This window comes from Wenxinia marina DSM 24838, assembly GCF_000379485.1.
GTDB classification, from domain to species: domain Bacteria; phylum Pseudomonadota; class Alphaproteobacteria; order Rhodobacterales; family Rhodobacteraceae; genus Wenxinia; species Wenxinia marina.
This window is the reverse complement of the sequence record NZ_KB902283.1, coordinates 101238-119638: the sequence shown is the minus strand read 5'-3', so window position 1 is coordinate 119638 and position 18401 is coordinate 101238. Positions and strand designations below refer to the sequence as shown.

The 18401-nt window shown below is 68.7% G+C and carries 20 protein-coding genes; 7 read left to right on the top strand and 13 right to left on the bottom strand.

The features are described 5' to 3' along the window. Positions 1-270, top strand: a 270-nt coding sequence (locus A37W_RS0107360; protein WP_018300961.1) for a transposase, incomplete at its 5' end; no start/stop codon positions are given. Positions 271-346: 76 nt separating this feature from the next. On the opposite strand, the gene trmD is transcribed toward A37W_RS0107360, so the two are convergent. The 5 genes from trmD to A37W_RS0107335 form a co-directional block, all read right to left on the bottom strand. Beyond that, on the bottom strand, positions 347-1099 hold the full coding sequence (gene trmD / locus A37W_RS0107355; protein WP_018302385.1) for a tRNA (guanosine(37)-N1)-methyltransferase TrmD: 753 nt from the start codon (positions 1097-1099) through the stop codon (positions 347-349). A 115-nt stretch (positions 1100-1214) separates the two neighbouring features. Further along, positions 1215-1376, bottom strand: a complete 162-nt coding sequence (locus A37W_RS23170; protein ID WP_018302384.1) for a DUF1328 family protein — start codon at positions 1374-1376, stop codon at positions 1215-1217. Between the two features lie 99 nt (positions 1377-1475). Continuing rightward, positions 1476-2159 (bottom strand): ribonuclease III, encoded by a 684-nt coding sequence (gene rnc / locus A37W_RS0107345; protein WP_018302383.1) that lies wholly within the window; start codon positions 2157-2159, stop codon positions 1476-1478. Beyond that, positions 2156-3019 (bottom strand): signal peptidase I, encoded by an 864-nt coding sequence (gene lepB / locus A37W_RS0107340; protein ID WP_040753641.1) that lies wholly within the window; start codon positions 3017-3019, stop codon positions 2156-2158. Before lepB ends, rnc begins: the two co-directional genes overlap by 4 nt. Before the next feature lie 463 nt (positions 3020-3482). Beyond that, positions 3483-3794, bottom strand: a complete 312-nt coding sequence (locus A37W_RS0107335; protein WP_156169418.1) for a hypothetical protein — start codon at positions 3792-3794, stop codon at positions 3483-3485. A 206-nt stretch (positions 3795-4000) separates the two neighbouring features. Between A37W_RS0107335 and A37W_RS0107330 the strand changes: the two genes are divergently transcribed. The 5 genes from A37W_RS0107330 (at position 4001) to A37W_RS0107310 (ending at position 9012) form a co-directional block, all read left to right on the top strand. Beyond that, the gene (locus tag A37W_RS0107330; RefSeq protein ID WP_018302380.1) at positions 4001-4762 is read left to right on the top strand and encodes a class I SAM-dependent methyltransferase; all 762 of its coding nucleotides are present in this window, start codon (positions 4001-4003) and stop codon (positions 4760-4762) included. A 19-nt stretch (positions 4763-4781) separates the two neighbouring features. Then, complete coding sequence (locus A37W_RS0107325; RefSeq protein WP_018302379.1) at positions 4782-5462, top strand: N-acyl amino acid synthase FeeM domain-containing protein; 681 nt, start codon at positions 4782-4784, stop codon at positions 5460-5462. Positions 5463-5610: 148 nt separating this feature from the next. After that, complete coding sequence (locus A37W_RS0107320; RefSeq protein WP_018302378.1) at positions 5611-7050, top strand: sensor histidine kinase; 1440 nt, start codon at positions 5611-5613, stop codon at positions 7048-7050. A 38-nt stretch (positions 7051-7088) separates the two neighbouring features. After that, on the top strand, positions 7089-7709 hold the full coding sequence (locus A37W_RS0107315) for an autoinducer binding domain-containing protein (RefSeq protein ID WP_018302377.1): 621 nt from the start codon (positions 7089-7091) through the stop codon (positions 7707-7709). A gap of 214 nt (positions 7710-7923) precedes the next feature. Continuing rightward, the gene (locus A37W_RS0107310; RefSeq protein ID WP_018302376.1) at positions 7924-9012 is read left to right on the top strand and encodes a TRAP transporter substrate-binding protein; all 1089 of its coding nucleotides are present in this window, start codon (positions 7924-7926) and stop codon (positions 9010-9012) included. A gap of 78 nt (positions 9013-9090) precedes the next feature. Here the strand turns inward: A37W_RS0107310 and A37W_RS0107305 are convergent, their stop codons facing one another. The 7 genes from A37W_RS0107305 to A37W_RS0107275 all read right to left on the bottom strand — a co-directional run bounded on the left by A37W_RS0107305 (position 9091) and on the right by A37W_RS0107275 (position 16898). Then, positions 9091-10473 carry a TRAP transporter large permease gene (locus tag A37W_RS0107305; protein ID WP_018302375.1) on the bottom strand — a complete coding sequence of 461 codons (1383 nt, stop codon included), beginning with the start codon at positions 10471-10473 and terminating at the stop codon, positions 9091-9093. Continuing rightward, positions 10473-11039: a TRAP transporter small permease subunit gene (locus tag A37W_RS0107300; RefSeq protein WP_018302374.1), complete on the bottom strand. Its 567-nt coding sequence runs from the start codon at positions 11037-11039 to the stop codon at positions 10473-10475. Before A37W_RS0107300 ends, A37W_RS0107305 begins: the two co-directional genes overlap by 1 nt. Before the next feature lie 232 nt (positions 11040-11271). After that, positions 11272-12303 carry an ABC transporter substrate-binding protein gene (locus tag A37W_RS0107295; protein ID WP_018302373.1) on the bottom strand — a complete coding sequence of 344 codons (1032 nt, stop codon included), beginning with the start codon at positions 12301-12303 and terminating at the stop codon, positions 11272-11274. Positions 12304-12342: 39 nt separating this feature from the next. Further along, on the bottom strand, positions 12343-13149 hold the full coding sequence (locus tag A37W_RS0107290) for an ABC transporter permease (protein WP_026198347.1): 807 nt from the start codon (positions 13147-13149) through the stop codon (positions 12343-12345). Beyond that, positions 13142-14041 carry an ABC transporter permease gene (locus A37W_RS0107285; RefSeq protein WP_018302371.1) on the bottom strand — a complete coding sequence of 300 codons (900 nt, stop codon included), beginning with the start codon at positions 14039-14041 and terminating at the stop codon, positions 13142-13144. Before A37W_RS0107285 ends, A37W_RS0107290 begins: the two co-directional genes overlap by 8 nt. A gap of 4 nt (positions 14042-14045) precedes the next feature. Further along, positions 14046-15155 (bottom strand): ABC transporter ATP-binding protein, encoded by a 1110-nt coding sequence (locus tag A37W_RS0107280; protein ID WP_018302370.1) that lies wholly within the window; start codon positions 15153-15155, stop codon positions 14046-14048. A 66-nt stretch (positions 15156-15221) separates the two neighbouring features. Further along, the gene (locus A37W_RS0107275) at positions 15222-16898 is read right to left on the bottom strand and encodes an amidohydrolase (RefSeq protein ID WP_018302369.1); all 1677 of its coding nucleotides are present in this window, start codon (positions 16896-16898) and stop codon (positions 15222-15224) included. 206 nt (positions 16899-17104) lie between these two features. Between A37W_RS0107275 and A37W_RS0107270 the strand changes: the two genes are divergently transcribed. Further along, complete coding sequence (locus A37W_RS0107270; protein WP_018302368.1) at positions 17105-17374, top strand: DUF1289 domain-containing protein; 270 nt, start codon at positions 17105-17107, stop codon at positions 17372-17374. An 83-nt stretch (positions 17375-17457) separates the two neighbouring features. Here A37W_RS0107270 and A37W_RS21170 read toward each other — a convergent pair whose 3' ends face one another. Further along, positions 17458-18267: a helix-turn-helix domain-containing protein gene (locus A37W_RS21170; RefSeq protein ID WP_018302367.1), complete on the bottom strand. Its 810-nt coding sequence runs from the start codon at positions 18265-18267 to the stop codon at positions 17458-17460. Positions 18268-18401 lie beyond the last annotated feature (134 nt).

Sequence of the window (18401 nt, the reverse complement as noted above, 5' to 3'; positions counted from 1 at the left end):
CTGGCGGGACTGGCGCCGGTCGCGCGCGACTCCGGGATGCGCAGCCCGCCCCGCAGGATCGCCGGCGGCCGACCGGTGATCCGCTCGCTGCTCTACCTCGCCGGCCTGCAGGCCTCGCGCCGGGACCCTGCCTTCGCCGCCTTCCGCGCCCGCCTCGAGGCCGCCGGAAAGCGTCCCAAGCAGGCCATCATCGCCGTCGCACGCAAGCTCCTCACCGTCCTCAACGCCATGCTCCGCGACGCCAAGGACTACGCGACAGCCAACCCCTGAGGTTACAGTTGCCGGCTCAAGGCCGGGGCGGGTTACCCCTTTAGGCCCGGGCCGCCGGCCCCGACGGACGCCCGCCTCACTCTCGCTTCAACCGTGCCCACAGGTCCGGCCTACGCTCCGCCGTCACCTGCTCCGCCTGCGCGCGGCGCCACTTCGCGATCTCCGCGTGGTTGCCCGACAGCAGGACCGGCGGGATCTCCCGTCCTTCCCAGACCGGCGGGCGGGTATATTGCGGATGCTCCAGCAGACCGGCCGAGAAGCTTTCCTCCTCGGTCGAGGCGGCGTTGCCAAGGACGCCCGGCAGCAGCCGCACCGCGGCGTCCAGCACCGCCTGCGCGGCGATCTCGCCCCCGGTCATCACGAAGTCGCCGAGGCTGATCTCCTCGATCCCGAAGCCGTCGATCACCCGCTGGTCCAGCCCCTCGAACCGGCCGCAGATCAGCGTCACGCCGTCGCCCTGCGCCAGCCGCCGCGCGGCGGCCTGGTCGAACGGACGGCCCCGGGGCGTGAGGTAGACCAGCGGCATCCGCCCCCGCGCGCCGGCGCCCGCCTCGGCGATGGCCGAGGCCATCACGTCGGCGCGCAGGACCATGCCCGGCCCGCCCCCGGCGGGCGTGTCGTCGACGTTGCGGTGCGGGCCGAGGCCGAAGGTGCGCAGGTCGATCGTCCGGAGCTGCCACAGCCCGTCCTTCAGGGCGCGACCGGTGAGGCTCTCGCCGAGGACGCCCGGGAACGCCTGCGGCAGCAGCGTGATTACCTGCGCGGTCCAGACGCCGGCGAGGTCGGGCTCGCCGGTCATCAGCTCGCGCGGGCGCAGCGTGGGCCGCATCGTCTTGCGGCCGATGGCACGGGGCGGGGGAGGGGGCGGGGAAGTGGAATCGTCACTCATCGCGCCCGCCCATAGCCGAGGCGGGCGCGCGAGGGAACAGACGTCGGGAGCGCGCTCAGGCGAGCGCGATCACCCCGAAGAGGACGAGCAGGAACAGGACCAGCACGATCAGGATCAGAATCTTGGCGCCGGTCATCGCGGCGCCCGAGATCCGGCCGAAGCCGAGGAGGGCCGCCACGGCGGCGACGGCGAGGAGGATGAGGATCCATTCGATCATGGGCGGGCCTTTCACGTCTTGCGCGAGGGCCGGGGCGGCCTCGCATCTTCGTGAGCGGAAACGCGGGCGCCCGGCGATGGTTCCGGCCTCGCCGCGCCGTCAGTCCCCGTCGATGCGATCCAGCATCGCCTGCGCCGCCGCCTGTTCGGCCGCGCGCTTGGATCCGGCGCTGGCGCTGGCCGTGCGGCCGTCGGTCAGGCGCACCTCGAGCGTGAAGACCGGCTTGTGCGGCGGCCCCTCGCGCGAGACCTCCACGTAGCCCGGCGGCGGCTCGCCGCGGGCCTGCGCCCATTCCTGCAGGGCGGTCTTGGGGTCGCGGGCGTCGACCTCGACCCCTGCGATCCGGCCGCCCCAGAGGCGCAGGACCAACTCGCGCGCCGTGGCGAAGCCGGCGTCGAGGAAGACCGCGGCGATCACCGCCTCCATCGCGTCGGCGAGCAGCGCGTCCTTGCGGCGGCCGCCGGTCTTCTGCTCGGACCTCCCCAGCTTGAGCGCGGCGCCGAGGCCGATCTCGCGGGCGACCTCGGCGCAGGTCTCGCGCCGGACGAGGGCGTTGAAGCGGGGGGCGAGCTGGCCCTCGGTGGCGGCCTTGTCGGCGGCCAGCAATGCTTCGGCCATGGCGAGGCCGAGCACGCGGTCGCCGAGAAATTCCAGCCGCTCGTTGTCGCCGGTGTCGGGACCGCCGTGGGAGCCGTGGGTGAGCGCGCGGATCAGCAGGGCAGGGTCGCGGAACTCGTGACCGATCCGGGCGGCGAGCGCCCGCGCCTCGGCCGAGGGCTTCACTCCAGAGCCTTGAAGAAGCGGTCCCCGCGCCAGGTCCAGAAGGCCAGCATGGAGCGGCCGGCGGAGGAGAAGATGACCCGGTCGGCCCGTCCGACGAGGTCCTCGAAGGGCACGAATCCGACGCCCCGGGCCGCCTGCGGCACCCGGCTGTCGGTGGAATTGTCGCGGTTGTCGCCCATGAAGAACAGGTAGCCCTCGGGCACCGTGTAGACGCCGGTATTGTCCGACCCCTGCATGCCGATATCGAGGATCGAGTGGCTCACCCCGTTCGGCAGCGTCTCGATGAAGCGGCGCTTCTGGCATTCGGCGCCGATCCCGACCGCGCCGTTGGCGCAGCGCGGGATCAGGCCCTGCGGGCCCTGCGGTGCCATCGTCTCGACGAACAGGCCGGCGGGCTCCACCTCGACCGGTTCGTCGTTGATGTGGAGCAGGCCGTCGGTGACCTGGATGCGGTCGCCGGGCAGGCCGATGACGCGCTTGATGAAGTCGAGGCCTGTCACCGGGTGGCGGAAGACGACGATGTCGCCGCGCTCGGGCATGTCGCCCCAGAGCCGCGCGCCGCCGGGCGGCGTCTCGGGGTCGTCCGGGTCCGGGCGCAGGAAACCGCAGAAATCCTCGGCGTCGATGTCGATGCCGAGGGCGGCGATGCGGATCGAGGGGCAGGAGGCGTAGGAGTAGCCGTAGGCCATCTTGTTCACGAACAGGAAGTCGCCGATCAGCAGAGTGTCCTTCATGCTGCCCGACGGGATCCAGAACGGCTGGAAGAAGATCGTGCGGAAGAGGCCCGCGATCAGGAGGGCGGAGACGATGGTCTTGACGGTCTCGAGAATGCTCGCGCCCAGTCCGGCCTTCTCGGTCATCGACATGCGTCCCAATCGCCCCGTCACGCGCCACCCGCGGCGGCCCGCGCTACATGATCGTCCGGGGGCCGAAGGTCAAGCGGAGGGGGCGGGGGGCGCTGGTCGTCGAACGGCGGCTTGGCGGCGAGTTCGCCTTGCCCGGCGCTACCTGTCCACCTGCGAGACGGTCGAGGTCTGGCGGAGGTTGGGTGACAGATCTCTTCGACCGAAGGGTCGGAGCGTCTGACGGCGGCCCGACGCCGCCCTTCGCCTGGAACACCCGCCCCGGGCCTGTCCCGGGGCCCGGACGGGGCTCGCGCCCTTAGCGTCCCTGTCTGACGAAACCATGTCGTTGTGCGGGTGGCGGACGGCAACCGCGAGGCCCTTGGGCGCGTGAGCCCGCGAGCCGGCGGGGGAGCCGCAGGGCGCGACCAAGGTCGTCGTGCGCGCAGGGAAACCGGCAGCTTCCCATGCGCAGCTAGCGTCAGCGGCCGGGGATGGCGGCGAGGATCGCCCTGTCGAGGCGGGCCCGGGGCCGCAGGATGGAAATCTGAAGCGACCCGCGGCGGACGGGTGTCCTGAGCGGCGAAGTCATGCCCGACGGCGCGGCGTCGACGTTGTCGTGGTGTGCGATCCCCAGGAAATGGGGAAGAAGATCCAGGAAGACCGGATCATGGTTCAAGATCTCGACGTGTTTCATCGTGCAGCCTGATCGGTCGGCCCCCACCGACAGGGCCGAACCTCGCAGGGCTTTGCGGCGGTTGTTGGTCAAAACTGCGCCGGTCGCAGGTTGCATGTGTGTCAATCATGCGTCTTAAGATAGTCTTTTTTGCGGCAAACTGCCGTGTTGGTTGTAGACGCAGCTTGACCTGAACCTACTATACCATTGATTAACAAAGGATGAAGGCGACCTCGGGGCGCACGCCCACGGTCAGGCCGGATGGTCGGGCAGTGTTCCGATCCAGGGTCGAAACGCAACCTCGGAGTTTCCTGCCAGTGCAGATGAGTGCCAGAAACGCCACTGCCGTAACGTCATCTACCGGCAATTCGGAGAGCGGTCAATCGGATCGCACCGACTGGACCGCCTATGCGACCAGCTACGACCTTCTGTCGGAGCACAACCCCGCGTACCGGGCGCTCCTCGACGACTTCAGATCCTTCCTCGGAACGATCGAGCGGCCGGGGCTGATCTACGACATTGGAGGCGGGACGGGGAACTACACCGGGATCGCGGCCGCGGCCTTTCCTGACAGCCGGATCCGCCTGATCGAACCTGATCCGGGGATGCTCGCGCGCGCGAAGTCGAAACTCGCGGCCCACGACAACGTCGAGTACGAAGGCCGCTCGCTCGAGACGACCGGCGTGACGGAGCCGGCGGACCTCGTCGTGTGCGTGCACGCGCTCTATACGATGCCGCGGCAGGAACAGCGGCTGAGCGACCTGCGGCGCCTCGTGCGCCCAGGCGGCCTGCTCTACCTGGTCGACATCGGGCGCAGCCTCGATCTCTCCGACTGGCGGGGCTTCCTGTTCCGGCACATCGTCCGGGAGACGGGACTGCTCGGCGCGATTCGCATCTTCTGGCGGGGCCGCGAGATCACGCGCCAGAACAATGCGATCCGCAGGTCGCAGGACGCGGGCGTGTTCTGGACCTTTGACGCGGGGGTGCTCGCCTCGAAGGCGGAGGCGGCAGGGTTCGAGGTCCTGCGGCAGGAACAGGCCTACCGGGGCTACAGCGACCTCGTCGTCTGCCGTGCGGCGCCGTGAGCACGGGCAGGGGGCAGGGATGAACGAACAGGTTCTGGCGGCACTGAGGGCGTGCAGATACCGGATCGTCTCGGACGAGGCGGGCCTCGAGGAGATCCGGCGCCTGCGCTACAAGGGCTATCTCGCCGAACGATCGATCGACCCGGACGAGAGCGGCATCATGTCCGACGCGTTCGACGACATGGACAACTGCGTGAACGTCGCGGTCGATCTCGACGGCACGCTGTGCGCGGCGGTCCGCCTGCACCTCGTCACGAAGGATTTCCCCCATTCGCCCACGCTGACCGTCTTTCCCGAGGCCGGCATCGAAGCCGAGCACGGTCAGACCATCCTCGACCCGACCCGCTTCGTGGTCGATCCCGACGCCCGCCTGCAGGGGGTGCCGCTGCATTTCCTCGCGCTGCGCATCCCGATGCTGGCGACGATCTTCTACGACGTCGACATCGCCCTCGCGCCGGTGCGCAAGGAGCACGTGGCCTTCTACAGCCGGTATCTGCGCTACACGCCGATGATCGGGCCGCGCAGCTACCTCGGGCTGAAGAAGCCCCTGCAGCTGCTGCGGGCCGACGTGAAGGATCAGCGCACCGCCGTGCTGGCACGGATGCCCGCGCTCGGCCCGGTGAGCGAGATCCCGCAGGCGGCCATCCCCTTCCCCGGTCTGTGGAACGTCCGGTCCAAGTCCAAGTCCGATGCGGCCTGACGGCGTCCCCGGTTCACCGCGCGGCAGCTGCGCCGCAGCTGTCGAACTCCCTGCATCTCGCCAGACGAAGGACGGCTTTTAAACATATTTCATCGCTACCTCGGGCTCGATCGAGATCGGGGTGGCGCGAGAAGTGCCGAAGTTGTCCATGACGTTTCTGACCACGCTTCGGGCCGGCAGCAGCGACTGGTTCGACCCGCGAGGGCGCGAGCAGCAGCTGAAAGAGTATGCGGGCCTGCTGAACCAGCTGATCTGGAAGCGACAGACCAGCTTCCTCGCGGCCGTGGTCCTCGCGGCCGCGTACTTCGACACGCTGGTCGCGCTGCTCTGCTACGTCTTCGTCCTGTTCACGGAATTCCTGGACGAGCGGCTGGGGCGGTTCGCGAGGTCCTGGGACGGCGAGGATCCCGTCATGGGGCGGCGGATCCTGAGACGGATCGCCTTCAACACGGTCCTCAGCGCGATCGGCGTCTGCTCCTTCGTCATCAGCATCGCCATCCAGCAGACGTCCGGGGGGCATTTCACGCCCCTGTTCATCCTGTTCTCCGCATCGCTCTTCGCGGCGATGTACAACAGCCAGATACTGAGCATCCTGATCCTGCGCCTGTCGATCTACCTCGCGGGATTCGTGTTCGTCGCCTTCCTCGACGTCTTTCGCTATGCCCCGCCCCTGAAATCGACGGTCTGGCTGGAATTCTTCACGATCATCTTCGTCATCTACTTCCTGATCGACATCTCGTGGAAGTTCTACCTCGGCTACCGGCGCAACCTCGAGCAGATGAAGCTGGTCGAGAAGGAGGCCGAGCTGGCCCGCGCCGCGCTCGCGGTGAAGTCGCAGTTCGTCTCGGTCGTCAGCCACGAGCTCCGGACCCCGCTGACGTCGATCAAGGGGTCGATCGACCTCATCAATTCCGGCGCCGTGGGAGAGCTTCCGCAGAAGGCGCGCTCGCTGCTCGAGATCGCCGGTCGAAACAGCCACCGGCTGGCCCTGCTGATCGACGACCTGCTCGACCTGCAGAAGATGGAAGCCGGCGAGATGTCGTTCCGATTCGAGCCTCTCGACGTGCACGCGACGATTCACGAGGCCATCGAATCAACCTCCGGCTTCGCGACGAAGCTGGGCATCCATGTGCAGACCGAGCTGGAGGCGCCCGGATGCACGATCATGGGCGATCGCAACAGGTTGGTGCAGGCGCTGCAGAACCTGCTGTCGAACGCCATGAAGTTCTCGAACGAGGGCGGGACCGTGACGGTGAGTGCCAGGCCCATCGGATCGCGGGTGCGCGTCTCCGTCAGGGACAGGGGGGTGGGCATTCCCGAGGGCGCCGAGGACCGGGTCTTCGGCAAGTTCACCCAGGTCGATTCGTCCGAAAAGCGGAAGGTGGGCGGCACCGGCCTCGGTCTCAACATCACCAAGCAGATCGCCGAGCGTCACGACGCCACGATCGAGTACGAGAGCGAGTTGGGGACGGGCACCGTCTTCTACATGGAGTTCAACCGAGTGACCGGCAGCGAAGCTCCCGAAGAGGTCCCCGTCAGGCCGCAGCCTGCGCGGTTGACAGTCGCAAGCGCAGTCGGAACACAATGAGTGTGCGCCCCTCGTTCCAGCAATCCGGATCCGGCCCCGTGAGCGGCGAGCCGGAGAACCTGAACATCCAGGCCGAGCTGGCACGGCTCGAGCCCTATGCGGAGGCCGGCTACTACCTGGCCCTGCATTTCCGCTTCACGTCGCCTCTGATGTTCTTCCAGACATTCGACCAGGCATGGATCCGGCACTATGCCGAGGAAGGCTACGTCCTGCGCGATCCCATGGTCGCCTGGTCCTACGCCAACTCTGGAGCGACGCGGTGGAGCGACGGAGAGATCGCCGACCCTTACGGCATCATCGACCAGGCGCGGTCCTTCGGCCTCAAGCACGGGGTCACCATCTCCTGCGGGCCCGTCCAGTCGCGCACCGTGTGCTCGGTCGCGCATTCGAACCGGGAATTCACGGACGACGAGATCGCCGAGATGCGGACCATCGTGAGCGACCTGCACTCGCTCACCGAACCGAAGAGCCAGATGACCAAGGCGCAGATCGAGGCGTTGAGGCTGATCGCAGACGGGCATCGCCACGCCGCTGCGGCCCACATGCTCGGGATCTCGGAGTCGGCGCTGAAGGTCCGCCTGTCGTCCGCGCGGCAGCGGCTGATGGCGCGAACCACCCCCGAGGCCATACAGCGCGCCAAGAGCCTGAACGTGCTCTAAGACGGCCCGCCCGCGTCACTCGTGTACTGCCCTAGCGGAGTGTGCCGGCTCACGGCCCGGCCGGCGATTGCCTGTGCGTCCGGGAAGCGGGGCGTCGCCCGATGACGGCCTGCCCGTGGCGGCTGGACTTACCTCGCCGTGGTTGGTTAGGTCCAGCTGATCTCGGGCGGATGTCGCGGCGAGACGAAGTCGGTCTAAATGAGGGAGGAATATCATGGACAGACGCTCATTCATCAGGAGCTCTGCGCTGGCAGGGGCGGGCGCGGCCGCTCTGGCGGCGCCGGCGGTGGCGCAGGGCAACATGACCTGGCGCATGGTCACCACCTGGCCGAAGAACTTCCCCGGCCTCGGCGTCGGCGCGCAGCGCCTGGCCGACCGGATCACCGCCGCCTCGGGCGGCCGGCTGACCGTTCAGGTCTACGCCGCGGGCGAGCTGGTGCCGCCGCTGCAGTCGCTCGACGCCGTCATCGACGGCACCGCCGAGATGAGCCACGGCGCCGCCTACTACTGGCAGAACAAGTCGACCGCGCTGTCGTTCTTCACCGGCGTGCCCTACGGCATGACCTCGCGCGAGCTGACGGGCTGGGTCCGTCACATGGGCGGGCAGGAGATCTGGGACGAGATCTACGACCAGTTCGGCGTGCAGGGCTTCCTCTCGGGCGACACCGGCACCCAGGCCGGCGGCTGGTTCCGCAACGAGCTGACCGGCGTCGCCGACGTCCAGGGCCTGCGGTTCCGCACCCCCGGCCTCGGCGGCCGCGTGTGGGAGCAGCTGGGCGCCACCGTCACCAACATGGCGGCGGGCGAGATCTTCCAGGCGCTCCAGTCGGGCACGCTGGATGCGGCCGAGTTCGTGGGGCCGTACAACGACCTCGCGCTCGGCTTCTACCAGGTGGCGAAGAACTACTACTTTCCCTCCTTCGTCGAGCCCGGCCTCGCGACCGAGCTGGTGGTGGACAAGGCCAAGTACCAGGCGCTGCCGGACGACCTGCAGGCGATCATCCGCGATGTCAGCCAGGCCGAGTACGACATGGTCGCCGCGGACTTCGCCGCGAACGATCCGCGCGCGCTCCAGACGCTGATCAACGAGCATGGCGTGAACGTGCAGCAGTTCCCGGACGAGATCCTTCAGGCCGGCGCGGAGGCCGCGAAGTCGGTCCTGACCGAGCTGCGGGAGTCGAGCGACCCGCTCACCCAGCGCACGGCCGAGAGCTTCATCGAGGCGCTGAACATCATGCGCGTCCGTACCGAGGACACCGACAACGCCTTCGTCCGGGCGCGGGAGCAGTACTTCCAGATCTGATCCGCCGGGATCCGGAACACGGCGAGGGCCGGAGCGAAAGCTCCGGCCCTTGTTCGTTTCAGGAAAGGAGCGCCGGACTCAGAGCCGCGGCAGCCAGGTCACGATCTGCGGGAAGACGAACAGCAGCGCGATCGCCACGATCTGCAGCAGCACGAACGGGATGATGCCGCGGTAGATCGCCGAGGTCGGCAGGTCGTCCGGCGCCACGCCGCGCAGGTAGAACAGCGCGAACCCGAACGGCGGCGTCAGGAAGCTCGTCTGCAGGTTCACGCCGACGATGACGCCCAGCCAGACCGGATCGACGTCGAGCGCCAGCAGGATCGGCGCGGTGATCGGGATCACGATGAAGATGATCTCGAACGTGTCGAGGATGAAGCCCAGGACGAACATGATCGCCATGACCATCAGCACCGCCGCGGTCGTCCCGCCCGGCAGGCTCGACAGGAACGTGTGCACGAGGTTGTCGCCGCCCATCAGGCGGAACACGATGGAGAAGACCGAGGCCCCGAACAGGATGATGAACACCATCGAGGTGATCGTCGCCGTCGCGACGACGGTCTCCCGCAGGACCCGGAACGACATCCGCCAACGCAGCGCGGCCAGCACCATCGACCCGACGGCGCCGACCGAGGCCGCCTCGGTCGGGGTGGCGACGCCGCCGAGGATGGAGCCGAGCACCGCCAGGATCAGGACCAACGGCGGAATCAGCGCCACCGCCACCTCGCGCACGAGGCCCCGGCGCTCCTCCGGCGGGACCGGGGTGGCGGGACAGGAGGTGGGGTCGGTGATCGCCTTGAAGATCACGTAGAGGGTGTAGAGGCCGACCAGCAGGATGCCCGGCAGCAACGCCCCGGCGAACAGGTCGCCGACCGAAACGGGCACCGGGGCGAAGTTGCCCTTCTCCATCTGGACCTGGGCGTTGATGCCGGACAGCATGTCGCCCATGAAGATCAGCACCGTGGACGGCGGGATGATCTGGCCCAGCGTGCCCGAGGCGCAGATCACGCCGGTGGCGAGCCGCGGGTCGTAGCCGGCGCGCAGCATCGCCGGCAGCGAGATCAGGCCCATCGTCACCACGGTCGCACCGACGACGCCGGTCGACGCGGCGAGCAGGGCCCCGACGACCACGACCGAGAGCCCGAGGCCTCCGCGCAGGTTGCCGAACAGCTTGCTCATCGTCAGCAGCAGCTGCTCGGCGATGCGCGACCGCTCCAGCATGACGCCCATGAAGATGAACAGCGGCACCGCGACCAGCACCTCGTTCGACATGAACCCGATGTAGCGGTTGGGCAGGCTGCCGAAGTTCGACGGGTCGAAGACCCCGGCCCAGTATCCGACCAGCCCGAACATCAGCGACACGCCGGCGAGCGTGAACGCGACGGGAAAGCCGAGCATCAGAAAGCCGATGATGCCGAAGAACATGAGCCCCGCGAGGAGCTCTCCAAGGAGAACCGGATCCATCAGTGCGCCGCCTCGGCGCCGCCGCGGGAGCGGTAGCGCAACCCCTCGGGCAGCAGATCCTCGCGTCCGGTCAGCACCAGCACGGATCGCAGCGCGATGGCGATCCCCTGCAGCGCGACGAGGACCGCGAAGACGATGATGAAGGATTTCAGGACGTAGAGAGCGGGCATGCCGCCGACGTTGGACGACCCCTCGAAATAGCTCCACGAGCGGCGGACGAACGGCATCGAGTAGGCGAACACGATCCAGGTGAAGGGCAGCAGGAAGAGGACGACGCCGATCAGGTCGATCGTCGCCTTCCGGCGGACACTCGCCGGACGGTAGAAGATGTCGACGCGGACGTGGTCGTCCCGCAGCAGCGCGAAGCCCGCCACCGCGGTGAACATGGCCCCGTTCAGCCAGACGTAGAGGTCCTGCATCCACAGGTAGCTGACCGAGAAGACGTAACGCTGCACCACAACGGTGAAGCAGACGACGACGATGCCGAGGGCCAGCCACGAGAAGACGTGTCCGATCACCCTGTTGATCGTTGCAATGACCCGGATGGCCGCGGCGATGGCGCGCATGCCCGAAGTTCCTCCCCTTCCGATGCCTGCGCACTTCGCACGATTTCCGGTGCCGGACAATATCGGCCCGATCGGGAGCCGATCTCTCGGTCTGTCGAGCCCTGGGTGACGCCCGGGGCCGCGAGGGGGCCGCTGCCGGAAGATCGTGACGTGAGCTCCGCCAGGTCGGCGACGCGCCCTCCGGTTTCGGAGGGGCACGGCGCCGGGCTCCCGGGGGAGCCCGGCACGCGCGTTACTGGAGCAGCTCGGTCCAGATCTGCGTATGGATGTCGGTCACGTCCTGCGAGCAGGGCTCGCTGAACCGGCCGGCAGAGACGAGGTCCTCGGGCACCACGATCTCGGGCGCGTTGCGCATCTCCTCATCCATGAACTCGGCCGAGCCCTCGACGCCGTTGGCGTACCGGGCGAACTCCGAGATCAGCGCAGCATTCTCGGGCTGGAGGATGAAGTTGACGAACTGCATCGCGTTCTCGGGGTTCTGCGCGTCGGACAGGACGGCGACGTTGTCCATCCAGACCGGATAGCCGGTGCGCGGATAGCCGTAGACGAGGTCGGGGTTCTCGAGCCGGGCCCGCATCGTGGCGCCGTTCCAGTAGATGCCGGCCTCGAGGTCGCCCTGCGCGTAGGCGTCGATCGTCCCGTAATCGAGCGCCAGCCAGTCGGGCTTGGCCTCCATCAGCATGTCGCGGACCTTGCGGAGCAGCTCGGTGTCGGTCGTGCAGCGATCCTCGCCGCCGGCGTAGTAGACGGCGATCGACATCACGTCGACCATCTCGGGGATCACGTTGATCCCCCCTGCAAGCTCTTCCGGCGGGTCGAAGATCAGGCCGGCATCGTTCGGGTCGCCGTCGTAGACCGAGCTGTTCACGATGAGGCCGGTCGTCCCCCAGGCCCACGGCACGGTGTATTCCCGGCCCGGGTCGAAGGCGACGTCCTGCCACTGCGGCGAGATGTTGCCGCGGTCGGTGACGATTTCGGGGTCGAGCGGCTGGATCAGTCCCTCCTCGACGAAGGTCTGCACGTAGGTGTTCGACGGCACGACGATGTCGAACCCGTGCCCGCCCTGGCGGATCCGGGCCAGCGCGGTGTCGTTGCTGTCGTAGTCGGTGATCGTGACCTCGATCCCGGTCTCCTCGGTGAACTTCTCGATCAGCTCGGGGCTCGTGTAGTTGCCCCAGTTGTAGATGTTGAGAACCTCCTGCGCCTGGGCGGCTCCGGCCGTGGCCATGAGCGCGCCCGAGAGGAGTGCGAGTGTCGTCTTCATCCGGATAGTCTCCCTGTTGGTCTGTTCTTGGTCGTCCGGTCAGGCTCCGCGTCGCCGCGACACCAGGAAGAAGGCTGTCACGACGACCAGCGACAAGGCAAGGAAGAGCGAGGCGATGGCGTTCATCTCGGGCGTGACCGCCCGCCGAAGCTGGCCCAGCATGTAGGTGGGCAGGGTATCCTGCCCGGCGGATTTCACGAATTCGGTGATGACCACCGTGTCGAGCGAGATCACGAAGCCCAGCATGAAGCCGGCGGCGATGCCGGGGACGAGAAGGGGCAGGGTGATGTGCCGGAAGGCCTGCACCGGGCTGGCGTAGAGGTCGGCCGCCGCGCGTTCGAGGTTGAGGTCCAGCGTCTCGAGCCGGGCGCGGATCGGCAGGTAGGCGAAGGGGATGCAGAAGGCGGTGTGCGCCGCCACGAGATAGCCCATCCCCATGTACCCGGTCGCCACCTTGATCGAGGCCACGAAGATGAGGAGCGCGATGCCGGTGACGACCTCCGGCACCATGAGCGGCTGGTTGACCAGCGCGTAGATCAGCGTCTGCCCCCGGAACCGGCCGACCCGCGTGGTCCCCAGCGCTGCCAGCGTGGCGAGGACCGTCGCGATCCCCGCCGCCGCGATGGCGAGCCAGAGAGAGCGGATCGAGACGTCCTGCACCTGTTCGTTCGCGAAGGCGGCCCGGTACCACTGCAGCGAAAAGCCCTCCCACTCCGCCTGGGACCGGCCGGCGTTGAACGAGAAGGTGACGAGGATCAGGATCGGCACGTACAGCAGGACGATCGTCAGGATGGCGATCGCGCCGAAGCCGGGAATCCGGCGCACCTCGAAGCTCCGCCTAGCCATTGCGCTGCTCCGGTTCCGCGTTGGCCCACCGCAGGTAGAGGACGAGCGCGGCCACGACGACGATGAGCAGGAGCATCGCCATGGCCGAGCCGAGCGGCCAGTTCCGCCCCTGCCCGAACTGCAGCTCGATCAGGTTGCCGAGCATCATCGTCCGCCCCCCGCCCAGCACCCGCGGCGTCACGTAGGCCCCGATGGCCGGGATGAAGACGAGGATCGACCCCGCGACGAAGCCGGGCTTGACCAACGGGAAGATGACGTGGCGCAGCACCTGCAGCCGCCCGCCGTACAGATCGTACCCTGCCTCGACCAGCCGCATGTCGAGCTTGTCCATCGCGGCATAGAGCGGCAGCACCATCAGCGGCAGGAACACGTAGGCCATGCCGACGAGCACGGCGAAATCGGTGTACATCATCTGGATCGGTTCGCCGATAACGCCGAGCCGGAGCAGGAGGGAATTGATCGTCCCGGTGTTCCGGATCAGCTCCTGTATGGCGAAGGTCCGGACGAGGAGGTTCGTCCAGAACGGGATCGTGATGAGGAACAGCCACAGCGCCCGCCGGTGCGGCGCCCGGGTCGCGATGAACCAGGCCGTGGGAAAGCCGAGGATCGCGCAGATCGCCGTCGTCTGCAGCGACAGCGAGACCGACCGCCAGAACACGACCAGGTGCGCCTCGTTCCAGGTGACGACCTCGGGGTCGAAGATGTCGCGCTTGAAGAACAGCCGGAACCAGGCGTCGGTCGAGGGCTCCCACGCGACGCCGCCCATGTTGCCGGGCGACAGGAACGAGTAGACGAGGACGATGACGAGCGGCCCCGAGGCGGCCAGGACGAGCACCAGCAGCGCCGGGGCGGACAGCAGCCAGTTCCAGAGCGTGCCGCCTCTGCGCCGCATGCCGTCAGTCCTTCAGCACGCGAAGGACGCCGTCGCCGAGCGCCAGCCCGATCCGGTCGCCGGGGGAGGGGTCGGCCAGCTCCCCCGCGTTCTGCCGCCGCAGCACGAAGTCCTGCCCGTCGGTCAGCCGGGCGTGGACATGCGTGTCGGTGCCGAAGAACACGCTGGACGTCACCTCGCCCTGCATCTCGCCCTCGCCCGGGGGCACGAGGCGCGCCTGCTCGGGCCGGATGACGACGGTGACCTTCGCCCCCGGCGCGGGACGGGCCCCCTCGGGCAGGCGGGCCGGCGCGGTCCGGCCGCCCGGTAGTTCGACCTGGGCAGCGCCCGCTTCGACCGAGACGACCGGAACGGTCAGGAAGTTGGTGTCGCCGATGAAGTCCGCGACGAACCGCTCGGTCGGCGCGTGGTAGATCTCGTGCGGGGTGCCCCGCTGCAGGATGCGGCCGGCGCTCATCACGGCAATCCGGTCGGACATCGTCAGCGCCTCTTCCTGGTCATGGGTGACGAAGACGAAGGTGATGCCGGTCTCGGCCTGCAGCCGCTTCAGCTCTCCCTGCATCTCCTTGCGGAGCTTGAGGTCGAGCGCGCTCAGCGGCTCGTCGAGGAGAAGGACCCGCGGATGCGGCGCCAGCGCGCGGGCGAGGGCGACGCGCTGCTGCTGTCCGCCCGACAGTTCGGCGGGCCGCCGCTGGGCCAGCTCCTCCATCCGCACGAGGCGCAGCATCTCGGCCGTCGTGGCCGCCACCTCGGTCCGCGACCGGCCCAGCATCCGCAGGCCGAAGCCGATGTTCTGCGCGACGGTCATGTGCGGGAACAGGGCGTAGTTCTGGAAGACCGTATTCACCTGCCGCTTGTTGGGGCCGAGATGCGCGACCTCCTCGCCCGAGATCCGGACCGATCCCTCGGTCGGGTTCTCGAACCCCGCGATCACGCGCAGCAGGGTGGTCTTGCCGCAGCCCGAGGGCCCCAGGAGGGTGAAGAACTCGCCGCTCCGGATCGTCAGGTCGATCCCCGTGAGCGCGCGGAACGCGCCCGCACCCTGCCCGTAGACCTTGTCGAGGCCGACGATCTCGATCGCGTCCGTCGCGGTGCCGTCCGAGCCGTCCTTCACGCTGCCTCCCGCCCATCGTCACGTCCCAGTCAGGCCCAAGCCCGGCCGCGGATCAAGCCTCTTGCGTCAGGCGGACGCCTCGGCGGCGCTGTCCCAGACGATCCGGCCGCCGCAGATCGTCATCGCGACGGACATGCCGCCGATTTCGGCAGGCGCCGTTTCCTCGATGTCGCCGTCGAGGATGACGAGGTCGGCGAGATGGCCGGGGCGCAGCATGCCCTTGCGGTCCTCCGTATGCTCGGCGAACGCACCGCCGATCGTGTAGCCGGCGAGGACGTCCATCAGCGCCAGCCGCTCGTCCCCGGCCCCGTCGAAGACGGGTCGGGTCAGCGCGGCCTGGATGCAGCGCAGCGGGTTCACGTCGGCGACCGGCCAGTCCGTCGCGAAGGCGAGGCGGACACCCGCCTCGGCGAGGGTCCGGTAGAGATACGCGTCGCCCCACCGCCCCCGCCCGATGACGTCGAGCGTCGGCTGCAGCGGGAAGTCGAGCGCGCCGGGGACGTGGCAGGGCTGGAGCGAGCCGATCACCCCCATCTCGACCATCCGGGGGATATCGGCCCTGTCGATCATCTCGATATGCTCGACCCGGTGCCGGCTGTCCCGCGGGCCGTTCGCGCCCCGTGCCGCCGCATAGCCGTCGAGCACCCGCCGCACGGCGCCGTCGCCGATGGCGTGGACCGCGATCTGCAGGCCCCTGCGGTCGGCCTCGATGCAGGCGGCCGCGAAGGCCTCCGGCGTGAACAGCGGCTCGCCCCGCCATCCGGGCCGGCCGGGATAGTCGTCCAGCCGCACCGCGGTGCCGCTGTCGATCACCCCGTCCATGAACATCTTGACGAAGCCCGAGGACAGCCAGTCGTCATTCCAGTCCCGCGCCATGCCGCTCGCGATCTCCAGATCCGGCGGCTCGCGGTGGTTGCGGTAGTGGAACGGCACGCGGACCCGGGCCGTGAGGTCGCCGCGGTCGCGCAGTTCGCTCAGCACCTCGAGCGTGTAGCGGTTGCCGTCCATGTTCACGAGGCTCGTCAGGCCGTGCCGTGCGCAGTGCCGCAGGCCGCGCGCCATGTGCTCGCAATCCTCGAGAAGCTGGTCGCGGGTGGGCGCCGGGTCCGGCTCGCCCCCCGTCGCGATCCCGGCCTGGACCCGCTGCCCGCCCGACAGCGCCAGGACCGGCGCCTTGGCCTCGAACTCGCGCAGCTCGCCGGTGGCGATGCCGTCCTCGCCCATGACGATCTCGTTGCCGGGGCCGAGCCGGCGCCCCTCCAGGATGCCGGCGGCCCGGAGCGCCGCGGTGTTCGCCCAGCCGGTATGGTGGTCCGCCGCGATCAGCAGGACGGGCCGGTCCGGCAGGATGGCGTCGAGGTCGTGACGGGTCAGCGCCCGCCCGTAGATCGCGTAGTCGCAGCCCTGTCCGGTCAGCAGGGCAAGGTCGGGGTGCGCTTCGGCGAAGGCGCGCAGCGCCCGGCCGAGCGCCTCGGGGCCCTCCACGCCCAGCAGCTGCAGATGCGACAGCTCTGCCCCGCCCATGAAGAGATGCAGATGGCTCTCGACGAACCCGGGCAGCACGGTCGCGCCGCCCGCGTCGACGATCCGGCAGGAGGGCCCCGCAAGGGCCGCGACCTCGGCGTCCGAGCCGCAGGCGATGACGCGGTCGCCCGCCAGCGCCACCGCCTCGGCCCGCGGCGCGGCCGCGTCCATGGTGAGCACGCGCCCGTTCCTGACGACGATCGTCGCGACACGGTCCATCCGGCGCACCCTCCTCTGTTGGCATGACGGCCTCCCCGGGCGGGGTGGCCAGGGCGAAGTCTGACCCTCATCCGGGGAGGGGTCCAGCGCCGTTCGTCCTGTCGAGGCGTCCGCCACGGCCAATCGGTACGGGCCGCGCTAGCCGGACCGGTTCGGCCGCCGACCGTCGGGACCTATGTACGGGACGGAAGGAGGGCCCAGAGGCCATGGCCAAGGTTCAGAGCCCCTGCATCGGTGTCTGCAAGTTCAGGCGCCCCGGACCCGCCGGGACGCACTGCATCGGCTGCTCGATGACAAGGGAGCAGAAGAAGATCGCCAAGACGCTGAAGAAGGGCGCCGCCGCCGAGGCCTTCGTCGCCCTTGTGATCGCTCAGCAAAGCGTCATGGGCGGCTATCGCCACTGGCGCGCGGCCTATCTGAAACGATCGCTGAAGAAGGGCCGGCGGGTGGCGGAGGTGGTGCGCGGCGCGGGGTGACGCAGGCCCGGTGCCCCGGGACGCTCCGGAATGGATTGATGATTGCGACAGCTGCCTACGGTCGCGCCACCCGCGGCGGCGCGTCAGGGCTCCTCGATGTCCAGGACGCACGAGTCGCCGGTCATCCGGTTGTCGATCGCCGCCACGATGTCGCGGCGCAGCGCCGGGTCGTCCGGACGAAAGAGGCCGGTCTGGCGCAGGCCCTTGCGCAGGTCGATGTCCGCGCCGAGATACTCGAGCGCCACGCGCGAGGCGCCGGGTCTGCGGCCGCGGCGGGTCGGGCCGCCGGTCTGGATGCCGACGATGACGTCCAGCCGCGAGCGATAGACCGGGTACAGCGTCATCTGGGTGACCGAGTTGGTGGCGACCGTCTCGTATTCGAACGCCTGCAGGCGGTCCGCGAGTTGGAACAGGATGCCTTCGTACTTGTTCGTCCGCGTCCAGCGCCCCGTGGCCGGATCGTGCAGGATCTCGAGGTTCTTGAAGTAGCCGCGTCCCTCGCGGATCACGACCCGCAGGAGCGAGCGGATCACGTAGCCCTTGTTGCCGAACGAATAGAAGTACCGGAAGTAGTAGCCGGCGTACCGGTCCACCGGCGACGCGTGCGCCAGCACCTTCTCGATATGGCGCAACGGCAGGTCGAGCCGCGACGGCGCCTGCGGCGCGCGCCGCAGGCCGATCAACCGCTCGAACCGGGCCTCGTCCATCAGCATCTCGGACTCGGTGACGCCGAAGAAGTCGCAGATGCGGCGCATGTTGTGCCGGGACGGATAGGCTCCGCCGCTGAGATACTTGTTGAATTGCTGGCGGTTGATCCCCATCCGCCTGCACACCTCCGAGATCGAGCGGTAGTGGCCGCAGGCCAGCGCGAGGTTGGCGGAGAATTCGGACATGCCCCTATCGCATAGTGAAGCTCTTTCGGTGTCAAGTCGCGCAAGACAGCGAAATGGACGGCGCTGCCGGGCTGTTTCATCGTTCCGGGAACAGAAGGAGGCGCCGAAGACGCCTTTCCACCCCAGCAGGAGCG